This is a genomic window from Micromonospora saelicesensis, assembly GCF_900091575.1.
Lineage (GTDB): Bacteria > Actinomycetota > Actinomycetes > Mycobacteriales > Micromonosporaceae > Micromonospora > Micromonospora saelicesensis.
In genome coordinates, this window is sequence record NZ_FMCR01000001.1 from 282,797 (window position 1) to 309,166 (window position 26,370).

A 26,370-nucleotide genomic window follows, 5' to 3' on the forward strand; every position below is an offset into this window, starting at 1 on the left:
GTTGTCCGCACCCGAGGAGGAGCCATGACCCGGTACGTCGCCCTGCTGCGCGGGGTCAACGTCGGCACCACCCGGCTGGCGATGGCCGACCTGCGCCGGATCGTCACCGACCTCGGGCACGAGGACGTCAAGACGTACCTGCAGAGCGGCAACGTGGCCTTCGGCAGCACCGTGCGCGACGCGGAGAAGCTGGCCGCCGGCATCGCGCGGGCACTCACCGACGAGCTGGCGTTGACAGTGCCGGTGCTGGTGCGCAGCGGCCGGGAGTTGGCGGCGATCGCCGGCGGCAACCCGTACGCCGACCGGGAGGACGACCCGACGCGACTGCTGGTGGCCTTCCTCGCCACCGCACCGGAGAAGTCCACTGTGGACGCCCTGGCCGCGCCCGGTGGCGAGAACGTGTCGTTCACGGTGACCGGCCGGGAGGTGTTCCTGCACTACGTCGACGGCGGTTACGGGCGGTCGAAGTTCACAAACGCGTACCTGGAGAAGAAGCTCGGCGTGGTGGCCACCTCCCGCAACTGGAAGTCGGTGCGGGCCCTGGCGGAGATGACCGCCTCCTGACCGTGGTGGGGGCCGCGGCTCGGCGACCCCCACCGACGCTGGTCAGAAGTGGTACGCAGTCTCGTACTCGGGCACCAGCACCCGGCTGCGCGGCGAGATCCGGCGCACCGCCGCGATCATCTCGTTCAGGCGGGTGCGGTCGGTCGGGGCGACCGGCGGCGGGTTCTGCAACGCCGTCTCGAAGTTGTCGTAGTGCACCGGCACCACGACCTTCGGGTAGTCGAGGCCGGCCAGCAGCCGGGGCAGGTAGTCGCCGGTGGTGGTGGCGTTCTGCATGGCCACCATCGCCACGTCCGGCGCGAGGCCGGTGAGGTTCCGCTCGGCGACGTCGCTGGCCCCGGTGAAGTAGACCGACGGTCCGCCGTCGACCCGCAGCAGGTAGCCCAGCGTGTCGCCCTCCGGCAGGTCGGCGATGGTGGCCGGCTGCGGCGGCGGGCTCACCCGCACCCCGGGAAAGGCCACCGAGTACGACGGGTTGCGGCTGTGCAGCGAGCCGACCACCTCGACGCTGTGGTCGCCGAAGTCCAGCACCTCACCACCCTTCACGGCGCTGAGCTGCGTCGACGGCAACCCGTAGGCCAACCCCAGGTGGTACGCGGTCAGCGTGCCGAACACCCGTGCGCCGGTGCGCTTGGCGATGTACGGCACGTCCATGAAGTGGTCCCAGTGGGTGTGCGTGACCAGCACCGTCGTGGCCCGGTCGACCCGCGGGTCGATCACGTCGGTGCGCACTGTCAACGCCGTATCGGTCTTGAACGCCCCGGTGAACAGCCCGGTGTCGATCCGGCTGAGGAACGGGTCGACGAGAATTGTGCGGTCGCCGATGTCGACGCGCCAGCCGGCCGTACCCCACCAGCGGAAGCTGACCGCACCCTTGCGGCGAGCGGTCGGCGTGGCCGCGGCGGTCGAGGGCGCGGCCTGGGCCGGGGTGGCGACGCCGGCGGCGAGACCACCGGCGGAGACCAGAGCGGTGGTGGTGGCGGCGTCGCGCAGGAAGCGTCGGCGGTCGAGACTGGGCATGCGGATCTACTCCCCGTGGTCGGGTGATGTGTCGACCACGAGCCAACCAGCGGCACCGGGCCGCAGTCCAAGATCAAAGGCCGTCGGCTTCGATACGCCGGCGGATATCGGTCCTGCTCGGCGGGGGTGCGGCGACGCTCGGAGGGTCGCGGAATCAGTCGCCGCGCAGCGCTTCGACCGCCGTCCGGGCGGCCTCCCCCATGGCCAGGTCCACGTCGATGCGGCGCGGGGTCAGCTGTTCGGCGCGGGCGAAGACGGCGATCGCGTACCGGCCGCCGTCGGGGTATTCGGCGACCCCGGCCTCCAGGTGGAACCCGGGCAGGGTGCCGGTCTTTCCGGAGACCCGGACGCCGGGCGGGAACCCGGCGGCCAGCCGGGTCCAGAAGATCTGCCGGGCCATCCAGGTGCGGACCATCGCGCAGGCCGCCGCCGGCCCGGCCTCGTCCCGCCAGATCAGCGTGAGCAGCCGGGTGATCTCCCGGGCGGTGCTGGACGTGGTGTGCGCGGGGTCGAAGACCCGCATCGACCGGACCCGGTCCGCCGGCAGTGTGGGGAAGATCCGGGCGAACTCCGCCTCGGTCCGGGCGCCCACGTCGGCGAGCATCATCTCGACCAGTTCCCGAGGGCCACCGAGGACGCGGGTACGGGTCAGCCCCAGCTCGACGGCGAGCATCGGCAGCAGGTCCGGGCCGACCCGGCGCAGCAGCAGGTCGGCGGCCGTGTTGTCGGTGACCGACATGGCGAAGTACGCGAGGTCGCGCAGCGACACCTCGGCGTCGTCGTCGCAGCCGGCCAGACCCCACCCACCGAGCCGGTCGGCGGCGGTGACCAGTACCCGCTCGGTCGGGTCCAGCTGACCGGCCTCGACCTGCCGGGCGAACTCCAGCACCAGAAGGATCTTGAAGATCGAGGCGATCACCACCTGCTCGTCGGCCCGCACCCCGACCTCGCGACCGCCGCCGGCCGGGCCGCCACCCTCGACGGCGCTCAGGTCGACGGCGTCCAGGTCCACGACGTGCAGGCTGGCCGTCACCCCGACGGCAGCGAAGATGGCCCCGATACGTTCCTCCACGTCCACGCCAGCACGGTATCCAGCGTCGCCGTGGCCGCGTTGGCGTAGGGTCCCGGCGTGGATCTGCTCCGGCACCTGCGGCACTTCGTGGTGGTCGCACACGAACTGCACTTCGGGCGGGCCGCGGAGCTGCTCGGGATGGCCCAGCCGCCGCTGAGCCAGTCGATCCAGCGGCTGGAACGGGAACTGACGGTCGAGCTGTTCGACAGGTCCCGCCGCCAGGTACGCCTGACCACCGCCGGTGAACTGCTGCTCGGCGAGGCGGAGGAGCTGCTCGCCGGCGAGGGCCGACTCCGCAGCCTGATGGGGCAGATCCGCGCCGGTGAGCTGGGCGTACTCCGGGCCGGGGTGCCACCGGAGACACCCGCCGTGACGCTGCGCTCGCTGCTGGACGGGCTCACCACCCGGGCGCCCGGCCTGGACGTGGAGCTGCACGAGCTGACCACGGCCGAGCAGGTGCGGATGCTCACCGAGCGGACCCTGGACGTGGGGCTCGTGCATCACCCGGTGGCGGCGGACGGGCTGCGCTTCGGCGCCCCGGTCGACGTACCACTGGGGGTGCTGCTGCCGCGCACCTCGCCGCTGGCCCGCGGCCGCGAGGTGACGCTCGCGTCGCTGGCCGGTCTGGACCTGGTGGCCGCTCCCCGCGCCACCGCCCCCGGGTGGCACGACCACCTGCTGGCGGTGTGCCGGCAGCACGGTTGGCGCCCGGGGCGGGTGCGGCCGGCCCGCAACCCGGAATTTCTCTTCGGGCTGGTGCTGGCCGGCGGCGGGGTGGCCGTGGAACCGGCGACGGTGGCCCGCCGGGAACCCCGGATGGCCTGGCGGCCGATCACCGACGCGCCGCTGGCCAAGCGCACCTCGGCGGCCTGGCCGGACCGGTCGGCGCACCCGGCGGCGGCGATGTTCGGCCAGCTCGCCGCGGAGGTGCTGGCCGACGCCGAGCCCACCGCGCCCGCGCCGGCCGCGACGTCGGTGCCGGCGGCACGGCCGTGGCCGGTGCTGTTCGACACGACCGGGTGAACCGACCGGCCGTTGTGTTCGTCACCCCCGGTTGGGCGGTGGATCGTCCACCCACCCGGGTATGGATGACAGGACACGAAGACGCGAAGGAGCCGCAGTGGCAATCACGATTCCCGACATCAGCCTGAACGACGGCACCACCATTCCGCAGCTCGGCTTCGGGGTGTTCCAGATCGAGCCGAAGGACACCGTCGCGGCGGTGACCACCGCCCTGGAGGTGGGCTACCGGCACATCGACACCGCTGAGATGTACGGCAACGAGGCCGAGGTCGGCGAGGCGGTACGCGTGTCCGGCCTCGACCGGGGTTCGGTCTACGTGACCAGCAAGCTGAACAACGCCTTCCACCGCCCCGACGACGCCCGCAGGGCGTTCGACTCGACGCTGGCGGCGCTGAAGATGGACTACATCGACCTGTTCCTGATCCACTGGCCGCTGCCGACCCTGTACGACGGCGACTACGTCTCGACCTGGAAGGTGCTGGAGGAGTTCCAGCGCGACGGCCGGGCCCGCTCGATCGGCGTGTCGAACTTCCAGGTGTCGCACCTGCAGCGGCTGGCCGACGAGGCGACCGTCGTGCCGGCGGTCAACCAGATCGAGGCGCACCCGTACTTCACCAACGACGAGGTCCGCGCCTACGGCCGTGAGCACAACATCCTCACCGAGGCGTGGTCGCCGATCGCCCAGGGCAAGGTGCTCGACGACCCGACGGTCGTCGACATCGCCGGGCAGCTCGACCGGACGCCGGCGCAGGTGGTGCTCCGCTGGCACGTGCAGCGCGGCGACATCATCTTCCCGAAGTCGACCACCCCGAAGAGGATCGAGGAGAACACCCGGATCTTCGACTTCGAGTTGGACGACGCGGCGATGGAGCGGATCACCGCGCTGAACAAGGGCGAGGCCGGCCGGCAGGGCCCGAACCCGGACACCTTCGCCTACCTGCCCGAGTAACGCCTGAGCCGGCGGCGGCGCTCAGCGAAAGGGGGTCCGGACGGGCCCCCTTTCGCCGTGAAAGGACCGTCCCCGGCAATGTCGTTCCGCCGCACCACCCCGGCTCTGCTGTCGTTGCTTCTACTCGGGCCAGTGGCCTGCGCGCCGAGCCAGGCCGCCGAGGCTCCCCGCTGGTCCGAGCCTTCGGTATCGGCCTCGCCGACCCCGCCAAAGCCACGTCCGGCGCCGACCTCCACGGCCGAGGTCCGCAGCCGGGTCACCGCAGCGATGCTGAACCTGGACGCAAAGTTCCATCCGGAGACGGCGCAGTACACCGACGAGAACACCGAGGCGTGGAAGCTGATCTCCCTTTGCAAGGCGAGTCTGCCGTCGGACATCAAACGCACCGCGTACCGGGAGCGGATCTGGGACGGCGAGTCCGTGTGGATCCGGCAGTACGTGGTCGGCTACCTGAAGGTGCCGGGGCGCAAGCTCGCCGACGAATTGCGGTCGGTCCTGTCGACGTGCAAGGAGTACGAGGTGCCCGACGACGGGCGCACGTCGACGATCCTGCGGCCGTCGCCCCCGCCGCTGCCTGACGGCCCGGACGTGATCACCTTCTGCGAGCGGCTGAGCGGGAAGGCGATCCGACACCAGTGCACTCTCGTCCTGGTGCGCGGCAACTTCGTCATGCAGGTGGACGCCGCGGCGAGCAACGGTGACCTGGCGGCCGGCAGCGCGCTGATCGCGAAGATTGCGCCGCTGGCGGTGGCCGCCTTCGAGAAGGCCGCCTGAACGCCGCCGTGGGGCGCGTGCCGCTGCTGGGGCGCCCGCCCCTGCCCCCGGCTGGCGACCCCTTGCCAGCCTCCGTGGTCAGATCCGGCCCACGGAGTCCTGGTTCTGCAGCACCAGCCACCGGCCGTGCTGGTAGGTGTAGCTGACCCCGATCAACAGCGGCACCCTGGTGCCGGTGGCCGGCACCGCGTAGACGGAGTCGAACAGCACGAAGCCCGTCCGGCAGCCCACCACTGTCTGCTTCGCCACGCTGAAGGACTGGGTCCACGAGTCGTCGGCGAAGAACCCGCGCAGCCAGTCCACTGTGGCTCGCTTGCCGTCGAGCACCTCCCCGTCGGAGGCGAAGACGGAGGTGACATCGGGGTGCAGCAGCGCGGCGAAGCCGTCCAGGTCGCGCCGGGCGGTGGTCTCCACGTACGCCCGGACGGCGCGGTCGAAGGCGCGCTCGCAGCCGCGGGCCGCCGCGTCCCCGGTTGTGGTGTCGTCCGGGCCGGGGGTGGCGGCCGACACCGCGGCCGGAGCGGCGGCGAGCAGGCCGGCGGTGAGCCCGAGCAGGGCGATCGTGCGGCCGAGCCGGCCGGCGGGACGGGCGGAGGCGGGTGGACGCATCGGGTTCTCCTTCGGACGAGTGGTGGTGCCGTCGCAGCCAACCCGGCCCGCCACGCGGTCGGCCAGTGATTCGAACCAGCTCGAATGCGGACCACACATCGATGCCGCCGCTTGTACGATCCGGGCTGTGATGGTCGCTCACCTGGACGGTTCGAGCCTCGCGCGGCTCCGGTTGGCGATCTCGCCAGCGTCGGAGGTGACGTCCTGGCTGCGGGCCGCGCTGTCGCGCTTCGGGCACCCGGTGCACGGCGATCCCGGTCCGGCCGCCCGCGCCGCGCTGCGACACCCCGACGTGGCAGTGGTCGCGGAGCTGGTGACGCCGCCCGGCCGGCTCGGCTACACGCCGGACCTACTCACGCCCAAGCCGCCGCTGGGTCCGCTCGACGCGGCCTTCGAGCAGCAGTTGGCGGCCACGGCCGCGACGCCCGCCGACGAGGTGGCGGCGCAGGTGAACGAGCGGTTTCCGGCGGGCGGGATCCCGGCGCGGATCCGCACGGCGGTCGAGGACGGCACCCTGGCCCGGCGGGTCACCAACGGGTTGCGCCACTTCTGGCGGGCCGCGCTCGCCGAGCAGTGGCCAACTGTGCGCACCACGCTGGAGGCCGAGCTGGCCCTGCGAGCCACCACGATGGCCACCGCCGGAGTGGGCAGCATGCTGAACAGCCTGCACCCGAAGGTCGGCTGGACCGGCAGGTCGCTGACCATCGACAGCTCGTACCGGATCACCACCGCGCTGACCGGCGCGGAGCTGGTGCTCGCGCCGTCGGCGCTGGCCTGGCCTCAGCTCTCCACCCAGCTGTGCGACGAGGGCAACGCCGTGCTGGTCTACCCGGTCGGCGCCGGGCCGACAGTCCAGCGCAGGGCGGATCGGCTCGGTGACCTGGTCGGTGCGAGCCGGGCGGCGATCCTGGCGGACCTGGACGTTCCCCGGTCCACCGGGCAGCTCAGCGAACGGCACCGGCTGGCCCCGGCCACCGTCTCCTACCACCTGGGCGTGCTGCTGCGCTCCGGCCTGGTGGTGCGCACTCGGGAGCGCCACAGCGTGCTCTACCGGCGGTCCGACCACGGGGACGGGCTGGTCGGCTGCCGGGCAGGTCAGGGCGCGACGCGCTCCGCGATCCGGCGAAACACCGCCTGAGTCGGCGAGTCGGGCTCGGGGACGTAGACGATCAGCCGCTGCTCGGTCTCCGGCACCAGCAATACCCGGCACTCGAACTCCAACGACCCCAGGCGGGGATGCGGCACCTTCTTGATCATGGGACGCCGCTCCTCGACGTCGTGTTCGGCCCACAGCTGGGCGAACCGGGGCGAGGTGCCGAGCAGTTCGGTGACCAGCTCACGGATCGCCGGGTCGGCGGGGTAGCGACCGTAGGCGGCGCGCAGGTCCGCCACCGTGCTCTGCACGAAGCAGCGTGCGTCCGCGTCGGTCCAGTGGGCGTCGGTCGCAGGCTGCCGGAACGTCCAACGGATCATGTTGCGGTCCGCGTCCGGCACGGCGGCGAGATCACCCACGAAGTACGTGGCCAGGTGGTTCCAGGCCAGCACGTGGTACGCGGCGTCGACGAGGTACGCCGGGGTCTCGGTCATGGCGTCGAGCAGGTGCCGCAGTCCGGGCGTCACCTCCCGGCTCGGGCCGACGGTACGCGGCGGGTTCTCCCCGGCGATCCGGAACAGGTACTCGCGCTCGTCCCGACTCAACATCAGCGCCCGGGCCATCGACGCGAGCACCTGCCGGGACGGGTGCGGTCCGCGGCCCTGCTCCAGCCGGATGTAGTAGTCGATCGACATCCCGGCGAGCTGGGCGACCTCCTGCCGGCGCAGCCCCGGGGTGCGTCGGCGTTCACCCTCCGGGAGCCCGACCTCGGCGGGCCGCAACCGGGCGCGGCGGGTACGCAGGAACGCCGCCAGTTCGTCACGCTGCAGCCCGCTGCTCGTCATGCCCCCAGCATGCCCCGGGCCGGGCCGGCGAGGGTGGTACCACCGGTCCCAGCCTCGGCCCGGCTCTCCCCGGGCGCGGCCAGCCCGGCGAGGCTCGACGGCATGACGAACATGACCGCCCTGATCACCGGGGCCAACAAGGGGATCGGCTTCGCCACCGCCCGGCAGCTCGGCGCCCTCGGGATGACAGTGCTGGTGGGGGCACGGGACGCCGAGCGGGGTCGGGCCGCCGAGCGGGAGCTGCGCGACGGCGGCGCGGACGCGGTGTTCGTGCCACTCGACGTCACCGACGCCGAGTCGGTGACGGACGCCGCGAAGCGGGTGGAGGCGGAGTACGGCCGGCTGGACGTGCTGGTCAACAACGCCGGCATCATCCTCGCCGACGGCGCACGGGGGCTGCCCAGCGAGACGACAGTGGCGACGCTGCGCCGGCTGTACGAGACGAATGTCTTCGGGGTGGTGGCGGTGACCAACGCGCTGCTGCCGCTGCTGCGCCGGGCACCGGCCGCCAGAATCGTCAACGTGTCGAGCGAGGTCGGCTCGATCGCGGTGATGACCGACCCGAACGGTGCGCTGTTCGAGCTGACCTCCGTGCCGTACCCGTCGTCGAAGGCGGCGCTGAACATGCTCACCGCGATGTACGCCAAGGAGCTGCGGGACACCCCGATCACTGTGAACGCGGCGAACCCGGGCTACTGCGCCACCGACCTGAACGGCAACAGTGGCTTCCGCACGGCCGAGCAGGGCGCCGAGGTGAGCGTGCACCTGGCGACCCTGCCGGCCGACGGCCCGAGCGGGCTGCTCTGGGGCTTCCAGATGGACGCCGGCGGTGGGTACGGCGTGCTGCCCTGGTGACTGAGCGCTTGACCTGGAGTGCGCTCCAGCCGGCAGTGTGACCCGTGCGCCCACCGGTAAGGGCGCACGAGAGGAGACCCCCATGCGGTACCGCACGATCGGCGCAGACCCGGCGACCCGGCGCGAGGTCAGCGTGCTCAGCCTCGGCGCGATGCTCTTCGGCAGCGCCACCGACGAGGCCACCTCGTACGCGATCCTGGACCGGTACGTCGAGGCCGGCGGCACGTTCATCGACACGTCGGACAACTACGCGTTCTGGGTGGACGGCGGCCAGGGCGGGCAGAGTGAGGAGTTGCTCGGCCGGTGGCGGCGCAGCCGGGGCGTCGGCGCCGAGATCGTCATCGCCACCAAGCTGGGTGCCCGACCGCTGGCCCCGGGGACCAGCTACCTGGACAACGCCGAGGGCCTCTCCGCCAAGGTGATCCGCGAGTCCGCGGAGCGCAGCCGGGAACGGCTCGGGGTGGAGCGGCTGGACCTGCTCTACGCGCACATCGAGGACCGGACCGTGCCGCTCCAGGAGACCGTGGAGGGCTTCGCCGAGCTGGTCGCCGAGGGCACTGTGGGTCTGCTGGGCGCCAGCAACCACCGGGCCTGGCGGGTGGAGCGGGCCCGCGCGTTGGCCGCCGCCGCCGGCCTGCCCGGGTACGAGGTGCTCCAGTACCACCGCAGTTACCTGCCGAACCGCACCGACCTGATCAGCGAACTGGACCCGGACGGCGAGCCGGGCGGCGTCAGCGGCGACCTGCTCAGCTATCTGCGTGCCGAGCCCGAGCTGACCCTGGTGGCGTACTCGCCGCTGCTCAAGGGGGCGTTCACCCGGGCGGACAAGCCGCTCAGCTCGGCGTACGACCTGCCGAGCGCGCCCCGGCGACTGGCCGCGCTGCGGGAGGTGGCCGGGCAGTGCGGCGCGACGGTCAACCAGGTGGTGCTCGCCTGGCTGCTGGGCGGTGAGCTGCCGTCGATCCCGCTGGTGGGCGCCTCGTCGGTGGCGCAACTGGAGGAGAGCCTGGCAGCGGTCGACCTGGAGCTGACCGCCGAGCAACGGCACCGCCTCGACACCACCTGGTGACCTGTCACCGGCCGCCCCGCCGACCTCAGCTCACGGTCGGTGGGGCGGTCAGGTCGAGCTGCCAGTCGTTGGCCCGCATCATCTGCCCCGGCGGGTATTCGAAGCCGGTCTCGCCGAGCAACGTGAAGCCGGCCTTGCGGCACACCGCGTTCGACGCCGGATTGTCGACCGAGGGGTAGGCGTGGGCGTAGTGCCGGTCCCGTCGGGCGCGAGCCACGTCCACCACCGCGCGCACCGCCGCAGTGGCCAGCCCCTGCCCCCGGTACGCGGGCAGCACCGCCCAGCCCAGCTCGTACACCGGTTGGTCGCGCCACTGGCGGGCCCAGTAGCCGACGCTGCCCGCCCGCGTCCCGTCCGGCAGAACCATCGTGAACATGCAGCCCTGCTCGGTGCCGGAGAAGTGCACGTACCGGTCGTGCCGGGCGAGCACCTGCTCGTCGGTCTCCGGGCCGCCGGTGTGCTTGCGGGTGTCCGGTGAGTTGAGCTGCCGCAGCAGGTCGAGGTCGTCCTCGTGCCACTGCTCGATGCGCACCTGTGCCATTCCGCCCCCGTTCGTCGACCCCCAGTCAAGCCGATCCCACCGACATTTCGCCCCCGAACCCGGCCCGCTAGATCGGATCTAGCGGGCGCGCGTCGTCACCTCGCGCCTTCAGTGTGGAAGGGGGTGGCCATGACGCAGTTGCGGATCGCCGTGATCGTCGGCAGTACCCGGGAGGGACGGGTCGGCGACCGGCTGGCCCACTGGTTCGTCGAGCAGGCCGCGCGGCACGACGACCTGGCGGTGACGGTCGTTGACCTGACCGAGTACGACTTCCCGGCCACCTACCCCGCCGAGCCGACAGCGTCCATCCGGGCGTTCGTCCGCGAGGTGGGCCGGGCGGACGCGTTCGTCGTGGTCACCCCCGAGTACAACCACAGCTTCCCGGCACCCTTGAAACAAGCCATCGACTACGCGTACGACGAGTGGCAGGCCAAAGCGGTCGGCTTCGTGTCGTACGGCTGTCGGTCCACCGGCCTGCACGCGGTCGACCAGCTCCGTACCGTCTTCACCGCGCTGCACGCGATGACGGTGCGCGACGTCGTCGGGATCGACCTGCTCGCCGGCGAGCCGACCGCCCAGTGCACCGACGAGCTGCACCGCGACGTCGGTGTCCTGCTCGACCAGCTGCGCTGGTGGGGTCTGGCACTGCGCGACGGCCGGGCGGCCCGACCCTACGTCTCCTGAACACGTCCAACACGAAAGGTAAGGATCATGAGTAGACGCACCACCGGCCTGGCCATCGAGGCCGAGGGGCTAACCCGCTCGTTCGGGGACACCCGGGCGCTGGCCGGCATCGACCTCCAGGTGCCCGCCGGCACCGTCTACGGTCTGCTCGGCCCGAACGGCGCGGGCAAGACCACGGCGGTCCGGGTGCTCGCCACGTTGCTGCGACCCGACGGCGGTTCCGCCAGGGTCTTCGGGCACGACGTGGTCACCGAGGCCGACAAGGTCCGTTCCCGGGTCAGCCTCACCGGCCAGTACGCCTCCGTCGACGAGGACCTGACCGGCACGGAGAACCTGGTGCTCCTCGCCCGCCTGCTCGGCCTGCGCAAGCCTGCCGCTCGGGAGCGCGCCGCGGCCCTGCTCGCCGCGTTCGGCCTGACCGACGCGAGCGACCGCCAGGTGAAGAAGTACTCGGGCGGGATGCGGCGACGCATCGACATCGCCGCCAGCATCCTGAACACCCCGGATCTGCTCTTCCTCGACGAGCCGACGACCGGCCTCGACCCGCGCAGCCGCAACCAGGTGTGGGAGATCGTCCGGGCGGTGGTGTCGCACGGCACGACGGTGCTGCTGACCACCCAGTACCTCGACGAGGCCGACCAGCTCGCGGGGCGGATCGCGGTCGTCGACCACGGCCGGGTGATCGCGGAGGGCACCCCGGGTGAGTTGAAGTCGTCGATCGGTTCCGGCACCGTCCACCTGCGACTGCGCGACCCCGCTCAGCGCCCCGAGGCGGAGCGGGTGCTCCGGGAGGCGCTCGACGTGCCGGTGCAGCTCGCCGCCGATCCGGTGGCGTTGACCGCCCGCGTCGGCGAGGCCGGCACCGACCTCGACGCCAGCGCCCAGGCCGCTCGGGCGCTCAGCGACCTGGCCCGCGCCGGCATCGTGGTCGACAACTTCTCCCTCGGCCAGCCGAGCCTGGACGAGGTCTTCCTGGCCCTGACCGACCATCCCGCCGTGCCGACCGACGAGCGCGACGACGAGCTGGAGGCAGCCCGATGAGCGACACCACGACCACCACCGCCGAACGGGCGCCGTCCGTCTACGTGCCGTCCGCCGAGGCGCTGGCTACCGTGCTCGCGCCAGGTGCCCGACCGCCCCGGCCGAGCGCGCTGGGCGCGTCGCTCACCTTCGGCTGGCGGGCCATGCTGAAGATCAAGCACGTGCCGGAGCAGCTCTTCGACGTGACCGCGTTCCCGATCATCATGGTGCTGATGTTCACGTACCTGTTCGGTGGCGCCCTCGCCGGCAGCCCGCGCGAATACCTGCAGTTCTTCCTGCCCGGCATCATGGTGACCAGCGTCGTCATGATCACCATGTACACCGGCATCGGCCTCAACACCGACATCGAGAAGGGCATCTTCGACCGATTCCGGACGCTGCCCGTCTGGCGCCCGGCCGCCCTGGTCGGCATGATCTTCGGCGACGTGCTGCGCTACATCCTCGCCGCCGTGGTGATCCTGGGTCTCGGGCTGGTGCTCGGGTTCCGCCCCGAAGGCGGAGTGGTCGGAGTCGCCACCGGAATCGGGCTGCTGGTCATCTTCTCGTTCGCGTTCTCCTGGGTGTGGACGTTCTTCGGGCTGATCCTGCGCAGCGAGAAGTCGGTGATGGGAGTCAGCATGATGGTGCTGTTCCCGCTGACGTTCCTCAGCAACGTCTTCGTCGAGCCGAGCACCATGCCCGGCTGGCTCCAGGCGTTCGTGAAGGTCAACCCGGTGACGCAGCTGGTGGCCGCGATCCGGGGAGCGATGAGCGGCGACTCGGACCCGTCGGCAACGATGTGGCTGCTGCTGTGGAGCGCCGGCTTCGTCCTGGTCTTCGGCACCCTGACCATGTACAGGTACAACCGCCGCTGACAGTGATCCCCACCCCACCCCACCCCCGCGATCTTGCACTTACTGTCCCGGCAAAGGTGGCAAATCCCCCTGAACCGGCGACCGAAAGTGCAAGATCGCGGAGGGCTGGGGGTGGGGTTAGAGCTGCCAGCGCAGCGGCTCCGGCGGCAGGTAGCGGCAGGTGGTGCCGGTGGAGACGGCGTCGCGCAGGTGGCTCGCCAGTGCCGGGTGTCGGTCGTCGAGCTTGCGGAGCGTGTCGCGGATTCGCGCGGTCACCGTCTTGCGGGCCCGTTCGGCCTCGTCGCCCAGGCGGCGGCTCCGGCCGGCGAGGCCCGCCGCGGCACGCAGCTCGTCGAGCAACGCGCCCCGTTCGGCGTCCAGCTTGGACACCTTCCGGTCGTCGTCGCGGGCGGCGGCCCGGTCGATCTCCTCGTCGAGGCGGGCCAGGTGCCGCCGGTAGCGGGCCTTCGCCTCGTCGTCGAGGACCGGGTCGGCGCCCATCCGGCGGGCGGCGACCAGCTCCGGCCCGGCCGCCGGGTCGAGCAACTCGACCGCCGGTACGTCGCTGCCCGGACGGCTGAGCAGCAGGTGCAGGTCGTGCAGGCCCTTGGCGTCGGGCAGGTGCACCACGACACCGTCGTACGCGAGCTGCCAGACCGGCCCGTCGCGCCGGAACTCGTACCCCTGGATCGCAGTCGCGACCGGCGCGGCCTGGCCCGGCGCGACGACCTGAACCGACCCGACGGCCCGGCCCGAATCAGCAACCTGGCCCGGCGCCACCACCTGACCCGACCCACCGGCCTGGACCGATACGACGGCCTGGTTCGGGAGGTCGGCGTCGGGGGCTGTCGGGGCGGCGAGCCGGTGGAGCACCTGCGTCATGCCGAGGGCGGTCGCCTCCTGGACGGCGGCGGCGCGCAGCGAGGCCGCCGTAGCGGTGTCGCCCGGGTGGCCTCGGCCGGCGAGGGCGTTCGCGAGGCCGGTGCGGGCGAGCAGCGACCAGGGCCGGGAGCCCAGCCGGTCGGCGGAGTCCCGAGCGGCGGTGAAGCCGGCGACGGCGTCGTCCCAGCGTGCCTGGGCGGCGTCGATCAGCGCCAGCCAGTGGTCGACGGGGCCACTGATGTCGCAGCCGAAGAGCCCTACCGTCCACTCTCCACGGTGCGGCGCCAGCGCGGCCCGCGCGGCGTCGCAGCGCTTCGGGTCGGCGGACGCGGCGGCGGCCTGCGCGCGTAGCCGTAGCCAGAGCGGTGACACCGGGCGCGGGTACCGGATGCCGTCGGCCTCGATGCCGGCGGTCAGCCGGATCGCCGTCTCGCCGTCGCCCCGCTCGGCCGCGGTGATCGCCCGCAGCAGCTCCCGGTAGGGGTAGTCGATCGGGGCCAGCCCGTCCACCAGCGCGGCGGCCTCGGCGACCCGGCCCTGGAGCAGCAATCGGGACCAGCGCAGGTGGTGGCCCATGAACCCGAACTCGGTGTGGCCCGGGTCGGTCTGGTCGGTGAGGACGGCGAACCGCTCGTCGGCAGTGGCGAAGTCACCCTGGAACGCCGCGATGATCCCGCTGTCGACGGCCGCTGCCATCCGGTGCCGGGCGAAGTCGCCCTGCCGTTCGGCGTCGACGAAGGTGGTCAGCTCCTCGGCGAAGCGAGGGTCGCCCAGTTCCAGCAGCGCCACCCAGCGCAGCGAGGTCGCCCACAGCTCGGTCTCCCGGTCGCCCGTCCGACGGGCCACGTCCCGGATCTCGGCGGTGAGTGCGGCTCGGGTCGCGGCGGTGCCGAGCCCCCAGGTCGTGTCGTGGCGGGCCCAGAGGCTGAAGGTGAGCGCCTCGTCGTCCTGCCCTCGACGGGCGATCGTCTCGCTGGCGGTGATCAGGTCGGCGACCAGGGCGCCGACCGTCGCGGTGGCGTCCGGTTCGCCGATCAACCGGCGGTACGCCTCGCGGACCAACTCCGCCGCCTCGGTCGACTGGGCGGTATCCACCTGGCGGGAGCGGTTCACCGTGAGCGCGACCCGGGCCAGCAGCACCGGTTCGTCGAGTGAGCGGGCCAGCCTGGCGGCCTCGGCCAGTAGTCGCGTGACCTCTTCCCGGCGGGCGTGGTGATAGTGCGACTCGGCGAACTCGACGAGGATCCGCACTCGTTGTGCCGGGTCTTCGACGACCTCGAGGGCTCGGCGGAAGTGCACCGCCGCCTCGTCGCCGGCCAGCCGGGCGAACGCGTCCCGCCCGGCGGCGACCAGCAGCGTGGCCACCCGGCCCCGGTCGAGCGCGGGGCCGGCCAGGTAGGCGTGACGGGCCAGGTCGGCCGGGATCAGCCGGTCGGTGAGCTCCCGCAGGTCGTCGACCGCCCGGACGACCGCGCCGTGGCGGGCCCGCCGGTCGTCGTCGGTCAGCCCGTCGTAGAGGGTTTCGCGGACCAGGTCGTGGGCGAAGGCGAACCGGCCACCGCCCCGGGCGACCACCAGTCGAGCGGTCACCGCCCGGTCGAGCAGCCGGTCGACCTGCGCCGCCGGTGCGGCCGCGCAGGCCGCGAGGACCTGACGGTGGAACTCGCGACCCAGTACGGCGGCGACGGTCAGCGCCTCCACCACGGCGGCGGGCAGTTGGGCCAGGCGGCGGCGCACCGCCTCCCGTACGCCGGGTGCGATCGTGCCGACCGCGTCGTCGGCGTGCCACAGCCGCGCGGTCTGCTCGACGAAGAACGGGTTGCCGCCGGTGCGCCGGTGCACCTCGTCGACCAGGCTGGACTCGGGCTCCCGGCCGGCGGTCCGGGTCATCAGTGCGGCCACCTCGTCGCGGGTGAAACCGGTGAGGGTGATCGTGGTGGCCTTCGCGACCAGCGGCATCAGCAGTGGGCGCAGCGGATGCTCGCCCGACTCGACCTCGGCGTCGCGGTAGGTGCCGATCAGCAGGAGCCGCTCGAACCAGGTGTGCTGGGCGGCGAAGCTCAGCAACCGCAGTGAGGCCGGGTCGGCCCAGTGCAGATCGTCGAGGACGACTACGACCGGCCGGTGCTGGGAGACGGCGACCAGGGCGGCGGTCACCGCGTCGTACAGCGCGAACGCCTCCTGGTCGGCGGCGTCCGGGCCGGGGTCGACGCCGGCCCAACTGACGAGGCGACCGGCCTGCTCGCCGCCGGCACCGGACTGGCCGAGCAGGGCCGCGAGGGCCGGCTCGGCGGACTGCCGCGCCACCGCCCAGTCGTCGGCGGAGCGCCGCAGGGCACGCAGCACCTGCAACCACGGCCAGTAGCCGGGAGCGCTGTCGGAATCCCAGCAGGCGGCGCCGAGCACCAGCGCGCCTCGCTGCCGGGCCTCCCGGGCCGCCGACGTGACGAGGGTCGTCTTGCCGATGCCCGGCTCGCCGGTGACCAGGGCGAGACCGCCGTGGCTGGTGGTGGCGCGGTCCAACTCGGCGCGCAGCAGACCCGCGGGGTGATCCCGCCCGATGATGGCGTCGCCGAGGGCGTCCATGGTTTCCAGACGGTACTGGACCCGTCCGACAGCGCGAGCGAGTTAGCCGGCCATAAGCCTCGCGGAGCCTCACCGGTCCAGGTGGGTTCGGATCCTTTGGAGTTGATGTCGCCAACGAGTCAGCCCCATCACTCCTCATACTTCCTTATTCGGGTAGCATAGGGAGCGATGACGGAAGAAATGTACTCAGTTGAGCAGGTGGCCGACCGGCTCAACCTGCATGTGCGTACCGTGCGCGGCTACATCCGCTCGGGCCGGCTGCGCGCGGTGCGGATCGGCAAGCAGTACCGGATCGCCGCCAGCGATCTCGACGCCCTCACCGGACAGGCCCCGACCGCGCCCAGCGTCGCCAGGCAGGCGGAGGTGTCGAGCATCGTCCAGATCGACGGTGTCGACAGAGCCGCCGCCGACCGGCTCGGCACGCTCGTGCTGACCAGCGCCAACACCGGCCACGACCAGGCCAACCCGCTGCGGGTGCAGACGGTGCACGACGAGGAACGCCACCGTCTGAAGATCATCATCCTGGGTGACCCGGCCGCCACCGCCGAGTTGCTGCACCTGCTCGACGCCGTACTCAACGCCGACAACGGCCTGCTCGACCGGGAGGTCCACGATGCCTGACCAGATCCAGGAACGCGCCGGAGTGCCGGTGCTGGTCTGCGACCCGGCGGGGCCGCCGGTGGCCACCGAACAGGACGCGCTGGACCTGATCGGGGCGGCGTTCCTCGGCGCCCAGGTGGTCGCCGTGCCGGCCAACCGACTCGACGAACGCTTCTTCTCGCTGGGCACCCGCTTCGCCGGCGACGTGATGCAGAAGTTCGTCAACTACCGGGTGCGGCTGGCCGTCGTCGGCGACATCTCGGCGCAACTCGCGGAGAGTTCCGCGTTGCGCGCCCTGGTGCACGAGTCGAACCAGGGCGGGCAGATCTGGTTCGTCCCCGACCTCGACGCGCTCGACACCCGCCTCCGCGCCGCCCGATAGCCACCTCACCCGCCGGCGACAACCCTCATCTCGACGTCGTCCGCCTCGACCGCCCTCACCCGGGCCTGCTCGCGGCGCAGATCGGTGAGGTTCAGACTGCTGGCCTCAGAGACCCTGTCGATTGAGGGTGGCCAGCATCGTGACGAGTACAAGGTTTCGTGGGAAGCCGAAGCGCCAACTACCGACGGCGGGGCCGCGGCCCACAGTGACGCCCCCAGCGGCAGGAACGGCATCCATCACAAGCTACGAGGCGGGGCGCAAACCAGCTGGTTCGCGTCCCGCCTCGGTCATGCGGAATTACAGGAAGGCGGGACGCTTCTTATACCAGTTGGTGATTACGTTAACGAGATGAACGATGTTCTGCTGGCGCATGATCGGCGCCATGGCGTTCAACTCGAAGTCTTCTTTCGTCTCCGGGTTGGTGTACCAGAAGCTGTTTTCGGTGATCGGGGCTGCCATGTACGGGTCGAGCTGCTTGAAAAACACGATGATGTCGCCGGGTTCGGCGGGGTTACTGCCCTCGCGTAGGTTGTGGAAGACACCCCCGAAAACGCGCAGCATGCCAACGGATCCGAGCAGCGAGGACGCGCGCAACTTCTGGGCTTCGGTCAGTTCGCCGGCCCGCAGCTCGATCTCCGGGTCCTCCTCAGTCAAGGTAGCCAGCCCCGTGAATGCGGTCGAGATGACGTCGAGGAACTCCTTGACCTCCTCAATGACCTCTCCGTCGGAGATGGTCTTCTCAGCCTTGGGACTGATTCGACCGCCGGGCCCAGCAATTACCGCACGAGTTAGGTCTGCAACGTGTTTCGCGCCCATGAACTTGGGGTTTTTCGCGGTCATTCGATCCTGCTGGGCATCGACGCGGCCCTTGAGCATCGGGTGCTCGGCAATGTCTCCGAGTGTGCGGTTGGCGACCCGGTAGTTGTCGAAGCGAGCGCGCACGGCACTGCTGATGCCCTTTGCGTTGTCAGCAACGTCCACGAACATCTGCTGCGCCTTGATCGGGTCTGGCTCTAGGTAGACATCCAGGCCGACGAACTCGTCGGAGAGGCGCTGCATCTGGGCGACCAACTTCTCGCGCTCCGCCTGTAGTTTCAAGGCTCGCTCAGCGCTGACCTTGCGGGCCATGGTTCGGTCGAGGTCTGCGATCGCGTCTGAAATTCGCTGCTTCTCGATGTGCACACCGAGGACTCGGTGTTGGCCGTCGATGGTGCGCATCGACGAAATTCCCCCGATGGCCCAGGGAATGGTGAGGTAGCCGACCTGACCGGCGGCGTCGACCGGCTCGAACCGGCAGCCGCCGCTGTCACGGGCGAGTAGGGCAGGCGCGACCCAGTCCTGCTTCTCGTGCAGGTAGATGCCGAATCGCTTCGCGTGCAGTCGGTCGACCTTGCGGTTGTCCTTGTCGACATTTTCAGGGTCGGGCAGGGGCAGGACGGTGGGCAGGTCCAACAGCGGCACCCGGGTCGTGTAGACGGTGCGGCCACCCTGGATGGTTTTGATGGCCAGGTAGGTGCTCGAGTTGGTCGGCTTCGAAAGGCGGAGCGGATCGATGGAGATGCTCAACCAATGCCTCATTAGGGTTGTCTGCTAGATCTTACCGTCCAGCATGGAGCGCTAACCATAGCCTTCAAGACGCAACATGACAAGATTAAGATCTTATGTTGAAGAACAACGCGTAGTCGGTGGGTCGAGTGTCGACAGAACTGCCGTCGACCGGCTCGGCACGCTCGTGCTCACTAGCGCCAACCCGCTGCGGGTGCAGACCGTGTACGACGAGCAACGCCACGCCACCGCCTGGAGATCATCATCCTGGGTGACCCGGCCGCCACCGCCGAGTCGCTGCACCTGCTCGACGCCGACAACGGCCTGCTCGACCGGGAGGGCCCACATGCGGCTGGCCGTCGTCGGCGACATCTCGGCGCAGCTCGCGGAGAGTTCCGCGTTGCGCGCGCTGGTGCACGAGTCGAACCAGGGTGGGCAGATCTGGTTCGTCCCCGACCTCGACGCGCTCGACACCCGCCTCCGCACCACCCGATAGCCACCTCACCGGTCGGGCACGACCGCCATCTCCACCGCGTCCGGTTCCACTCCCCTGATCCGAGCCTGCTCGGCCGCCCACCGCAGATAGGCCAGCCACTCCTCGGACGACCAGCCGTTGCGCCGGCCGACGCCCGCGTCGGCGGGGAGTTGGCCGGCCACGACCCGGTCGAGGATCAGGGGCTGCACGCCGCCCACCCCGCGCCGGTAGCCGACGAAGTAGAGGACCTTCGTGCACAGGCCCGGCCCCAACCAGGGCAGACGAGCGTGATCGGGGTCGCGGAAGCGGCGGTACGCCGTACGCAGCACGTCCTCGTCGGGCGCTGGCGTGGACACCCCCTCCAGCGCGTACGCCAGGCGTTTGCCGTGCGGATCGGCGTCGAGCGACCTGGCGGCGCGCCACGGGCCGTACCCGATGGGTCCGTAAGCCCAGGCCAGCACGGCCGCCAGCAGGTGCCGTGGGCTCGCGGACCCCGCCCGGTAAGCGTCGGCCACCGCGAAGACGTCCCGCCGCCAGAGCTCCCCGCTCGCTGGCAGCGTGTCGGGCCACGCATCCGGTGGTAGCCCAGCCCGCCACCTGTCCATGTTGAACCTGACCGGAGCCCGCTCCCCCGGTAACACCAGACCCTCGGTTGCCTGCATGGTCGCCTCCCACAGATCGCGCGCTCGCGGAACTCCGTGGTTCGGACGCTATGGTCGGGCGCTTCTGCCTGCCGCCCGCCGACGGCAAATCGCGGTATCGACCGCAGGGGCGCCTGCCTTCCGGGGAGCCAGCATCCGGCGGGGTCGAGTACGTCGCACTGTTGACCTACGGTGCTCCCGTGCTTCCCCGAAACGTGAAAATCATCGATCAGGTCCGCGCCGAGGCGCTGCGCCGCGGCATACCCGCCCCCGACGTGGAACGCTGGCTGGGGCTCGCCCGCCCGTCTGCCTTTCTGACACAGGGGGGTGACGGGCCGGTCGTGGGCGCCATCCGTGGACCGGTGATGCTCCCGGCCGACGCCGAGGACCCCGAGTACCCCTTGATCGCCACCATCGACTGCGCTGCCCTTCCGGCAGACGTGACCGACCTTCCGCTACCGGCCGACGGCCAACTGCTGCTGTTCGGCTGGCCCGAAGAGCACGGTTACGGCCAGGTGATGTACGTGCCGGCGGGCGTCGCCGTCGAGGAACGAGAGCAGTATCCGCCTGACTTCCCTCCGGACGACGAGGAGTTCGCCGAGGTCTACACGGAGATCCCGCAGGGCGATCTGCACCTCACTGTCGACATCTCTCTGCCCTACGTCAAGACGATCCCGGGGCCCCCGTGGTCTCCGCCAATGCCGGGAGACCCCCCGTTCGAAGAGATGACCGACGTGTGGAAGGAAGTCCTGGGCAGGGTGCCGGACGGCCCGTTCTCCTATGAAGACGGGACGACGCCGCTGTTGTTGGGCGGCTACGGCACTGACTGCAACGGTTTCAACCCCGCGTGGTTGGGCGCCAACCCCCCGGGCCGGTCCGGCCAGGACGAGTCGGACCATGGTGACTGGGTTGTGCTGGCCGAGTTCCACGGCGGGAGACAGGGCGGCGCGAGCATCCACTGGGTGATCCAGCGTGCCGACCTGAAGGACCGGCGCTTCGACCAGGCCAGGGTCCTCGTCTACTGGAATCCGTGAGTGCCAGTCGTCCCGATAACCACCTCACCGGTCGGGACGGCACTGGCGCTGACGGGGGGGGGGGGGGGGGGGGGGGGGGGGGGGGGGGGGGGGGGGGGGGGGGGGGGGGCAGGACTAGCCGCACAGTGAACGGGTACGCGCGATCCATGGGTAGCCACAAGCAGAACAAACACGACAGCGGGGGCGAGTCGGCGCGAGGCCGGCGGCATTCGGGCAGCGGCGCTCCGGGCCGCCAGGGCTCGACCGTGGAGCACTCGCCCGACCAACGGCACCGCCGTACCGCGACCGGCCCGGCCGGCACCGAACGCGACCTGGGCCGGGCCAAGGTCTCGGGCGACGGGCGGATCCAGCGCCAGGGCGGCTCCTGAGCCGATCACTCAGCCGGTGCAGCCGCTCGCGCTCGCAGGGCGCCTGCACCGGCTGATCGGCTTCTACGCGGTGGCGCAGATGGCGTACGCCGTGTCGGACCAGTTCCCGGCGAACGCGTCCTCCTCGTACGCGCCGGACGCTGCGGACGTCGGGGCGGTCGCGGGGCCGCCGTTGGGGCGGAAGTCATCGACGATGCCCTCGCCGGTCACCCCGTTCAGCTCGTAGCCGGCGCCGGTCAGCACCTTCCCGACCGGGCAGGTGGCCGTGACGCTGCGGAAGTCGAGGGAGGTGCTGGCCCCCACGGCTGAGGTGCGTACCAGGCCCGCGAGGGGGTTGGCGCAGATCGCGTACGTGGTCGCTGACCAGTTCAGGGCCGTGGCGTCCGACTCGTACGCGCCGACGGTGACCGCGGTGGGCGCCGTGGCGACGCCACCGTTGGGCCGGAAGTCGTCGACGACACCTTCGCCGGTGACCCCGTTCAGCTCGTAGCCGGTGCCGGTCAGCACCTTCCCGACCGGGCACGTGGCGGTGACGCTGCGGAAGTCGGTCGAGTTGCTGACGCTGGTAGTGGCCACCCGGAACAGGCCGGCCAGCGGGTTGGCGCAGATCGCGTACGCCGTCACCGACCAGTTCCCCGCGAACGCCTCGGTCTCGTAGGCGCCGACGGTGACCGCGGTCGGTGCCGTGGCGACGCCGCCGTTGGGGCGCAGGTCGTCGACGACACCCTCGCCGGTGACGCCGTTGAGTTCGTAGCCGGTGCCGGTGAGCACCTTCCCGACCGGGCAGGTCGCCGTGACGCTGTGGTAGTCGGCCGAGTTGTTGACGCTGGTCGCGGCGACCCGCACCAGACCGGGGACCGCGGCGGACGCCGGGCTCGCCGGGGCGAGCACCGCTCCGGCCGCGACAAGACCGAGCACGAGTACGGACGCTCGGGCGCCGTACCGCCGGCTTTTGTTCTGAGCACGCATGTGTTTCTCCCGTCTGAGGCCGAGACGGGCGGCAGGTGAGACGCCGACGTCCAGGCCGTTCGTGATGACGGGTTCACGCTAGGTAGCCACCTGACCAGGCATTATCTCCAAGCCGACTACGTCGCGTAACGGACTGGACCCTTCGTCGACGTCGCTGGACTGACGGACGATGCCCAGGCATCGATGCTTGTGCATACCATTCGCCTATGCCTGCTCGCCGCGTCGCCGCCACCATCGCCCTCGCCGCGCTGGCGAGCCTGCTCGCCGTCAACGCCGCCCGTGCCGACGGGCCAGCGATCAGCACCCCGGGCACCCCCACGGTGGTGGCCAACGAACCGCACGAGCTCACGCTCAGCTGGGCGCCCTCCGCCTGGGTCGAGCCCGGCGCGGAGCAGCCGATCAACTACGAGGTGCAGGTGCCGCTGGGGCCGAACACGTACCGGTTCCTCGGCTCCACCACCGACACCACGATCACGCTGACCGACCTCGCACCCGGCACGACGTACCGGATCGCGATTGCCGCCCGCGCGCTCGGCGGCTACTCCGACACCTCGCCCACCACCACCGTGCGCACCGCGGCCGGCCGCGCGACGGTCAGCTACCTCAACCTGGACTGGTCCCCCACGAACAACCAGATCCAGCACCTCCTGAAGGTGACAAACACCGGCACCGGACCACTCGACCTGAGCACGGTGCGGGTGCGCTACCACCTGCGCTTCGAGGGCGGCAACACCTCGCTGGTGCCGAACTGCGACTGGGCCGCGCTGGGCTGCCACCGGATCCAGCAGACCGTGCAGTTCTTCATCCCGCCGGGTGGGCCCCCGGGGGCCATGACGACGCCAGCGCCGCCGGGTTACCCGATCCCGGGAACGCCGGTCCCCGGCTGGGTGGAGCTGACCTTCACCGACGGCACGCTCGCGCCGGGTCAGTCGACCGGGCCGATCCAGCTGCGGCACCACCGGCACAGCTGGAGCAACATCGACGAACGCGACGACCCGAGCTGGGCCGCCGCCACCGGCCAGTGGACCGAGAACGACCGGATCACGCTGGACGTCGACGGGGTACGCGAGTTCGGTGACACCATCAGTTGACGCACCAACGGCACCGCGTCCTCTGACTGTCGAACGCCTCAGCCCGTGGCTTGACCGGTCACCTTACGATCCGCTCATGCGGCGCGAGGAGATAGACGGAGTTGCTGTCATCCAACGCGATGTGCCTGGCACCTTGGCCGCATCGCTGACGTTTGGGTGCGGTGCCCGCGACGAAGAGATCGACTCCATCGGCCTGACCCATCTCGTGCAGCACCTGGTGGACTGGACGGCGGATCACGTCGCGGAGAAGCACGAGGACAACATTTGGATGAACGACACGTCATTCCTCGCAGGCGGCCCACCGGGTCAGGTAGCGGAGCACCTCGCCACCATCTGCTCGGCCATCAGCAATCTTCCGCCCGAGGATCTGTCCGACGCGGTCGCGGACCTCAATGCGGACAGCCGGTACGTCTCGAACATCGAAGAAGGTCTGCGCGACCCGTGGGGAGCGCTGCTGTCGCGGCGTTTCGGGCCGAGCGGATACGGCCTGTCGCGCTGGCCCGCAGTGGACTACAAGCTCTTCACAGCGGACGAGATCCGACGGTATGTCGAAAGGTTCTTCACCAGCGGCAACGCGGTTCTCACCCTGACGGGCGAACCGCCTCAGGCGATGCGACTGCCATTGCCCGCCGGCCCGCGAGTCACCCGCAGCACGCCACTCGTCAACAACCAAATGGGGCCGATCTGGTACGCCGACGAGGTCCGCGGCGTCGCGCTGACGGTCGGTGTCGAACCCAGCGCGGAAGCTGTCGTTCTGATGTGGGCACTGCGGTCGCGAGTCGCTGAGGCAGTGGACGAGGCCGGGGTGGCCATCGGTGCGGAATTCATGTGCGAAGTCGTCGACAGTACGCGGCACGAGCTCGGGTTGAGGGTCACACCAGACTTCGGCAGGAAGGGCAAGAATTTCGACGCCACCGTCGCGGCGGAGCTGCTCTGGGCCGAGCTGCAACGGCTTGCCGCCGATGGAATCGATCGAGTGGAGATCGCCGACCGGGTGCCAACGCAGCGCATGGCCATGGAGGGCGACATCGAATGGATGCAGTCGATTAGCGAGCTTCAAGCCTTGGCCCACCAGGAGCTGCTCGGCACGGCTGAAATCTACGGCTCGGAATCACTCAGCGAGCTGACTGGGCTTACTCCGGACGCGACACGGGACATCGTGTCGGGCTGGCTCTCAAGCGCCATGATCGTCGTGCCGTACGGGTCGAAACCCGACCTTCCTCGCGCCACCGAGGATTCCTGCCCGACCACCCGCTTCGTGCCCGCAGGCGAGGTCGTCAGGCCGCCGTTCTCCAAGCGGTTCCACAACAAGGGCAAGCTGGTCATCGGCATCGACGCGATCTCCACGGTGGATGGCGACGGGAACGTGCACACCGTCCCGCTGTCCCAGGCACTCGTGGTCGAGCGGTTTGGTGTCATCCGGCTCGCCCACCTCGGCCACGGCTGCGTCACCACGATCTCGGACTTCGCTGACGCTGCCGACAAGCTCCGGGCCGTCCTGCCGCCGCGGCGTTTCCGCCAGGCCGTCAAGCAGCTCAGTTCCAACTGGTAGTCGATCGTCGAGGATCATGATCGGCGGGCGTAAGCGGGCCGGTCAGTGTGGGTCTGGTAAGCAAGCCATCAGCAGGTGAGGCCTTTGGGCAGGTGGATGCGTGCGGCGGGGATGCCGAGTGCGCACAGCCGTGGCCGCGCGTCGGCAAGCATCGCGGGTGGGCCGCAGAGGTAGATGTCCTGACCGGGCTGGTGGTGTTCGAGGGCGATGGTCAGGGCGTCGCCCTGCTCGGCCGGCTCCGCGCAGGGGTCGTCGGAGAGCGCCGGCACGATGGTCAGCCAGTCGTGGGCGCATTGCAGCTTGTCGAGGGCGATCGAGTCGTACAGGTCGGTGAAGGTGCGCACGCCGACGATCAGCGTCACCCGCCGGCCGTCCGGTGCGGCGGCGACGTGCTCGACCAGGGCGCGCATCGGCGCCAGGCCGGTGCCGCCGGCGACAAGTAGCAGATCGCTCGTGGTCGCCGGGTCGAGGCTCAGCCCGGTGTCGGCGGGTGGGCCGAGCCAGAGCAGCTCGCCGGGGCGTACCTCATGGACCAGGCGGTGGGAGACGGTGCCGGCGGGTACGGCGCGGACGTGCAGCTCGACGGTGCCGTCCGCGCGTGGGGCATTGGCCGGTGAGAACCAGCGCCAGTGGCCGGGCCGGCTTGGCGTACAGACCGGCACGGCCTGACCTGGCTGGAAGGGCAGTCGCCGCCAGGGACGTACCGTCAGGATGGCGATGTCGGGCGACGGCCGGTCGTGGCCGATCACCTCGACGTGCCACCAGGCCCGTCCGTCGCCGGCCTGCGCGGCGGCGCGGCGGATGGCGTGCGTGGCGCGGTACAGTGCGCGCTCGGCGGCGATGGTGAGCTGCGGCGTCCACAGTGGGCGCGCGTGGCGGGCAACGGTCGCGAGCAGCGCGTCGCCGATGGTGGTGGCGTGCGGGAGCAGGTCGAAGTGACGGTACGCGTGGCCGAGCACCCGGAGCAGCGCCGCCCGGTTCGCCGGGGCGTCGCCGCCGACCAGGAGGCGGCCCAGCGCGCTGAAGAACAGCGGCGCGGCGCGCTGTGGGAGCAGCCCGGGTCGGCGGTCTTCGAGGGTGCACCAGAAGTCGCCGGCGGCCCGCACGTCGACCGACTCCCAGGCGGCCTCCAGACTCACGCGAGCCGGATGGTCGTCGTTCACTGTGGGCATGCCGGCTCCAAGTCGTTGATTGATGGGCTGGCACCGGGGCGGGCGGGAGGAGCTGCGCCGTTGAGGGCCGGCGCAACTCCGGGACAAGGCACCCGCCCCGG

Annotated in this window: 27 protein-coding genes; 17 read left to right on the forward strand and 10 right to left on the reverse strand. The window is 71.0% G+C overall.

Annotation, left to right across the window (positions count from 1 at the left end):
• The first annotated feature begins 24 nt into the window (after positions 1-24).
• Complete coding sequence (locus GA0070561_RS01335; RefSeq protein WP_091393677.1) at positions 25-564, forward strand: DUF1697 domain-containing protein; 540 nt, start codon at positions 25-27, stop codon at positions 562-564.
• Between the two features lie 42 nt (positions 565-606).
• On the opposite strand, the gene GA0070561_RS01340 is transcribed toward GA0070561_RS01335, so the two are convergent.
• Positions 607-1,584, reverse strand: coding sequence for an MBL fold metallo-hydrolase (locus GA0070561_RS01340; RefSeq protein ID WP_091393680.1), 978 nt, complete (start codon positions 1,582-1,584; stop codon positions 607-609).
• A 154-nt stretch (positions 1,585-1,738) separates the two neighbouring features.
• A complete protein-coding gene (locus GA0070561_RS01345; RefSeq protein WP_091393683.1) occupies positions 1,739-2,662 on the reverse strand; it encodes a serine hydrolase in 924 nt (307 codons plus the stop codon).
• A 51-nt stretch (positions 2,663-2,713) separates the two neighbouring features.
• On the opposite strand from GA0070561_RS01345, the gene GA0070561_RS01350 reads away from it, so the two are divergent.
• The 3 genes from GA0070561_RS01350 to GA0070561_RS01360 all read left to right on the forward strand — a co-directional run bounded on the left by GA0070561_RS01350 (position 2,714) and on the right by GA0070561_RS01360 (position 5,402).
• On the forward strand, positions 2,714-3,679 hold the full coding sequence (locus tag GA0070561_RS01350) for a LysR family transcriptional regulator (RefSeq protein WP_091393686.1): 966 nt from the start codon (positions 2,714-2,716) through the stop codon (positions 3,677-3,679).
• A 97-nt stretch (positions 3,680-3,776) separates the two neighbouring features.
• Positions 3,777-4,628 carry an aldo/keto reductase gene (locus GA0070561_RS01355; RefSeq protein ID WP_244166022.1) on the forward strand — a complete coding sequence of 284 codons (852 nt, stop codon included), beginning with the start codon at positions 3,777-3,779 and terminating at the stop codon, positions 4,626-4,628.
• A 78-nt stretch (positions 4,629-4,706) separates the two neighbouring features.
• Positions 4,707-5,402, forward strand: a complete 696-nt coding sequence (locus tag GA0070561_RS01360; protein WP_091393693.1) for a hypothetical protein — start codon at positions 4,707-4,709, stop codon at positions 5,400-5,402.
• A 78-nt stretch (positions 5,403-5,480) separates the two neighbouring features.
• Here the strand turns inward: GA0070561_RS01360 and GA0070561_RS01365 are convergent, their stop codons facing one another.
• Positions 5,481-6,011, reverse strand: a complete 531-nt coding sequence (locus tag GA0070561_RS01365; RefSeq protein WP_167362323.1) for a nuclear transport factor 2 family protein — start codon at positions 6,009-6,011, stop codon at positions 5,481-5,483.
• A 130-nt stretch (positions 6,012-6,141) separates the two neighbouring features.
• Here GA0070561_RS01365 and GA0070561_RS01370 point away from each other — a divergent pair, with 130 nt between their 5' ends.
• Positions 6,142-7,149, forward strand: coding sequence for an ArsR/SmtB family transcription factor (locus GA0070561_RS01370; RefSeq protein WP_091393698.1), 1,008 nt, complete (start codon positions 6,142-6,144; stop codon positions 7,147-7,149).
• Here GA0070561_RS01370 and GA0070561_RS01375 read toward each other — a convergent pair.
• Positions 7,107-7,949, reverse strand: coding sequence for a helix-turn-helix transcriptional regulator (locus GA0070561_RS01375; RefSeq protein WP_091393701.1), 843 nt, complete (start codon positions 7,947-7,949; stop codon positions 7,107-7,109). The two genes, GA0070561_RS01370 and GA0070561_RS01375, sit on opposite strands and share 43 nt — an antisense overlap.
• 102 nt (positions 7,950-8,051) lie before the next feature.
• Between GA0070561_RS01375 and GA0070561_RS01380 the strand changes: the two genes are divergently transcribed.
• Positions 8,052-8,804: an SDR family oxidoreductase gene (locus tag GA0070561_RS01380; protein ID WP_091393704.1), complete on the forward strand. Its 753-nt coding sequence runs from the start codon at positions 8,052-8,054 to the stop codon at positions 8,802-8,804.
• 82 nt (positions 8,805-8,886) lie between these two features.
• Entirely contained in the window at positions 8,887-9,873 is a 987-nt protein-coding gene (locus tag GA0070561_RS01385) for an aldo/keto reductase (RefSeq protein WP_091393707.1), read from the forward strand.
• 25 nt (positions 9,874-9,898) lie between these two features.
• Here GA0070561_RS01385 and GA0070561_RS01390 read toward each other — a convergent pair whose 3' ends face one another.
• Entirely contained in the window at positions 9,899-10,414 is a 516-nt protein-coding gene (locus GA0070561_RS01390) for a GNAT family N-acetyltransferase (RefSeq protein ID WP_091393709.1), read from the reverse strand.
• Between the two features lie 129 nt (positions 10,415-10,543).
• On the opposite strand from GA0070561_RS01390, the gene GA0070561_RS01395 reads away from it, so the two are divergent.
• From GA0070561_RS01395 to GA0070561_RS01405, 3 genes are read left to right on the forward strand one after another with little or no spacing between them, the layout of a single operon-like run.
• On the forward strand, positions 10,544-11,098 hold the full coding sequence (locus GA0070561_RS01395; RefSeq protein ID WP_091393712.1) for an NADPH-dependent FMN reductase: 555 nt from the start codon (positions 10,544-10,546) through the stop codon (positions 11,096-11,098).
• A 27-nt stretch (positions 11,099-11,125) separates the two neighbouring features.
• Complete coding sequence (locus GA0070561_RS01400) at positions 11,126-12,139, forward strand: ATP-binding cassette domain-containing protein (RefSeq protein WP_091393715.1); 1,014 nt, start codon at positions 11,126-11,128, stop codon at positions 12,137-12,139.
• Positions 12,136-12,993, forward strand: a complete 858-nt coding sequence (locus GA0070561_RS01405) for an ABC transporter permease (protein WP_091393718.1) — start codon at positions 12,136-12,138, stop codon at positions 12,991-12,993. The genes GA0070561_RS01400 and GA0070561_RS01405 overlap by 4 nt, the downstream gene beginning before the upstream one ends.
• A 117-nt stretch (positions 12,994-13,110) precedes the next feature.
• On the opposite strand, the gene GA0070561_RS01410 is transcribed toward GA0070561_RS01405, so the two are convergent.
• Positions 13,111-16,440: an ATP-binding protein gene (locus GA0070561_RS01410; protein ID WP_091393720.1), complete on the reverse strand. Its 3,330-nt coding sequence runs from the start codon at positions 16,438-16,440 to the stop codon at positions 13,111-13,113.
• Positions 16,441-16,608: 168 nt separating this feature from the next.
• Between GA0070561_RS01410 and GA0070561_RS01415 the strand changes: the two genes are divergently transcribed.
• Both GA0070561_RS01415 and GA0070561_RS01420 read left to right on the forward strand, forming a co-directional pair.
• The gene (locus GA0070561_RS01415; protein WP_091393723.1) at positions 16,609-17,061 is read left to right on the forward strand and encodes a helix-turn-helix domain-containing protein; all 453 of its coding nucleotides are present in this window, start codon (positions 16,609-16,611) and stop codon (positions 17,059-17,061) included.
• Positions 17,054-17,422, forward strand: a complete 369-nt coding sequence (locus GA0070561_RS01420; protein ID WP_091393725.1) for a DUF4180 domain-containing protein — start codon at positions 17,054-17,056, stop codon at positions 17,420-17,422. The genes GA0070561_RS01415 and GA0070561_RS01420 overlap by 8 nt, the downstream gene beginning before the upstream one ends.
• Positions 17,423-17,719: 297 nt before the next feature.
• Here GA0070561_RS01420 and GA0070561_RS01430 read toward each other — a convergent pair whose 3' ends face one another.
• Complete coding sequence (locus GA0070561_RS01430; protein WP_167362324.1) at positions 17,720-18,988, reverse strand: DNA sulfur modification protein DndB; 1,269 nt, start codon at positions 18,986-18,988, stop codon at positions 17,720-17,722.
• 325 nt (positions 18,989-19,313) lie between these two features.
• On the opposite strand from GA0070561_RS01430, the gene GA0070561_RS01435 reads away from it, so the two are divergent.
• Positions 19,314-19,463 (forward strand): DUF4180 domain-containing protein, encoded by a 150-nt coding sequence (locus GA0070561_RS01435; protein WP_244166023.1) that lies wholly within the window; start codon positions 19,314-19,316, stop codon positions 19,461-19,463.
• Between the two features lie 5 nt (positions 19,464-19,468).
• Here the strand turns inward: GA0070561_RS01435 and GA0070561_RS01440 are convergent, their stop codons facing one another.
• A complete protein-coding gene (locus GA0070561_RS01440) occupies positions 19,469-20,104 on the reverse strand; it encodes an 8-oxoguanine DNA glycosylase OGG fold protein (RefSeq protein WP_141710295.1) in 636 nt (211 codons plus the stop codon).
• 50 nt (positions 20,105-20,154) lie between these two features.
• Between GA0070561_RS01440 and GA0070561_RS01445 the strand changes: the two genes are divergently transcribed.
• Both GA0070561_RS01445 and GA0070561_RS33440 read left to right on the forward strand, forming a co-directional pair.
• Positions 20,155-21,117, forward strand: coding sequence for a YwqG family protein (locus tag GA0070561_RS01445; RefSeq protein WP_141710296.1), 963 nt, complete (start codon positions 20,155-20,157; stop codon positions 21,115-21,117).
• 146 nt (positions 21,118-21,263) lie between these two features.
• Positions 21,264-21,485, forward strand: coding sequence for a hypothetical protein (locus GA0070561_RS33440; protein ID WP_167362310.1), 222 nt, complete (start codon positions 21,264-21,266; stop codon positions 21,483-21,485).
• A gap of 63 nt (positions 21,486-21,548) precedes the next feature.
• Here the strand turns inward: GA0070561_RS33440 and GA0070561_RS01455 are convergent, their stop codons facing one another.
• The gene (locus GA0070561_RS01455) at positions 21,549-22,454 is read right to left on the reverse strand and encodes a hypothetical protein (RefSeq protein WP_141710297.1); all 906 of its coding nucleotides are present in this window, start codon (positions 22,452-22,454) and stop codon (positions 21,549-21,551) included.
• A gap of 206 nt (positions 22,455-22,660) precedes the next feature.
• Here GA0070561_RS01455 and GA0070561_RS01460 point away from each other — a divergent pair, with 206 nt between their 5' ends.
• Positions 22,661-23,545, forward strand: coding sequence for a fibronectin type III domain-containing protein (locus GA0070561_RS01460; RefSeq protein WP_091393746.1), 885 nt, complete (start codon positions 22,661-22,663; stop codon positions 23,543-23,545).
• Between the two features lie 76 nt (positions 23,546-23,621).
• Positions 23,622-25,097 (forward strand): peptidase M16 family protein, encoded by a 1,476-nt coding sequence (locus tag GA0070561_RS01465; protein ID WP_141710298.1) that lies wholly within the window; start codon positions 23,622-23,624, stop codon positions 25,095-25,097.
• 68 nt (positions 25,098-25,165) lie between these two features.
• Here the strand turns inward: GA0070561_RS01465 and GA0070561_RS01470 are convergent, their stop codons facing one another.
• Positions 25,166-26,269 (reverse strand): FAD-binding oxidoreductase, encoded by a 1,104-nt coding sequence (locus GA0070561_RS01470; RefSeq protein WP_244166024.1) that lies wholly within the window; start codon positions 26,267-26,269, stop codon positions 25,166-25,168.
• Between the last annotated feature and the right edge of the window lie 101 nt (positions 26,270-26,370).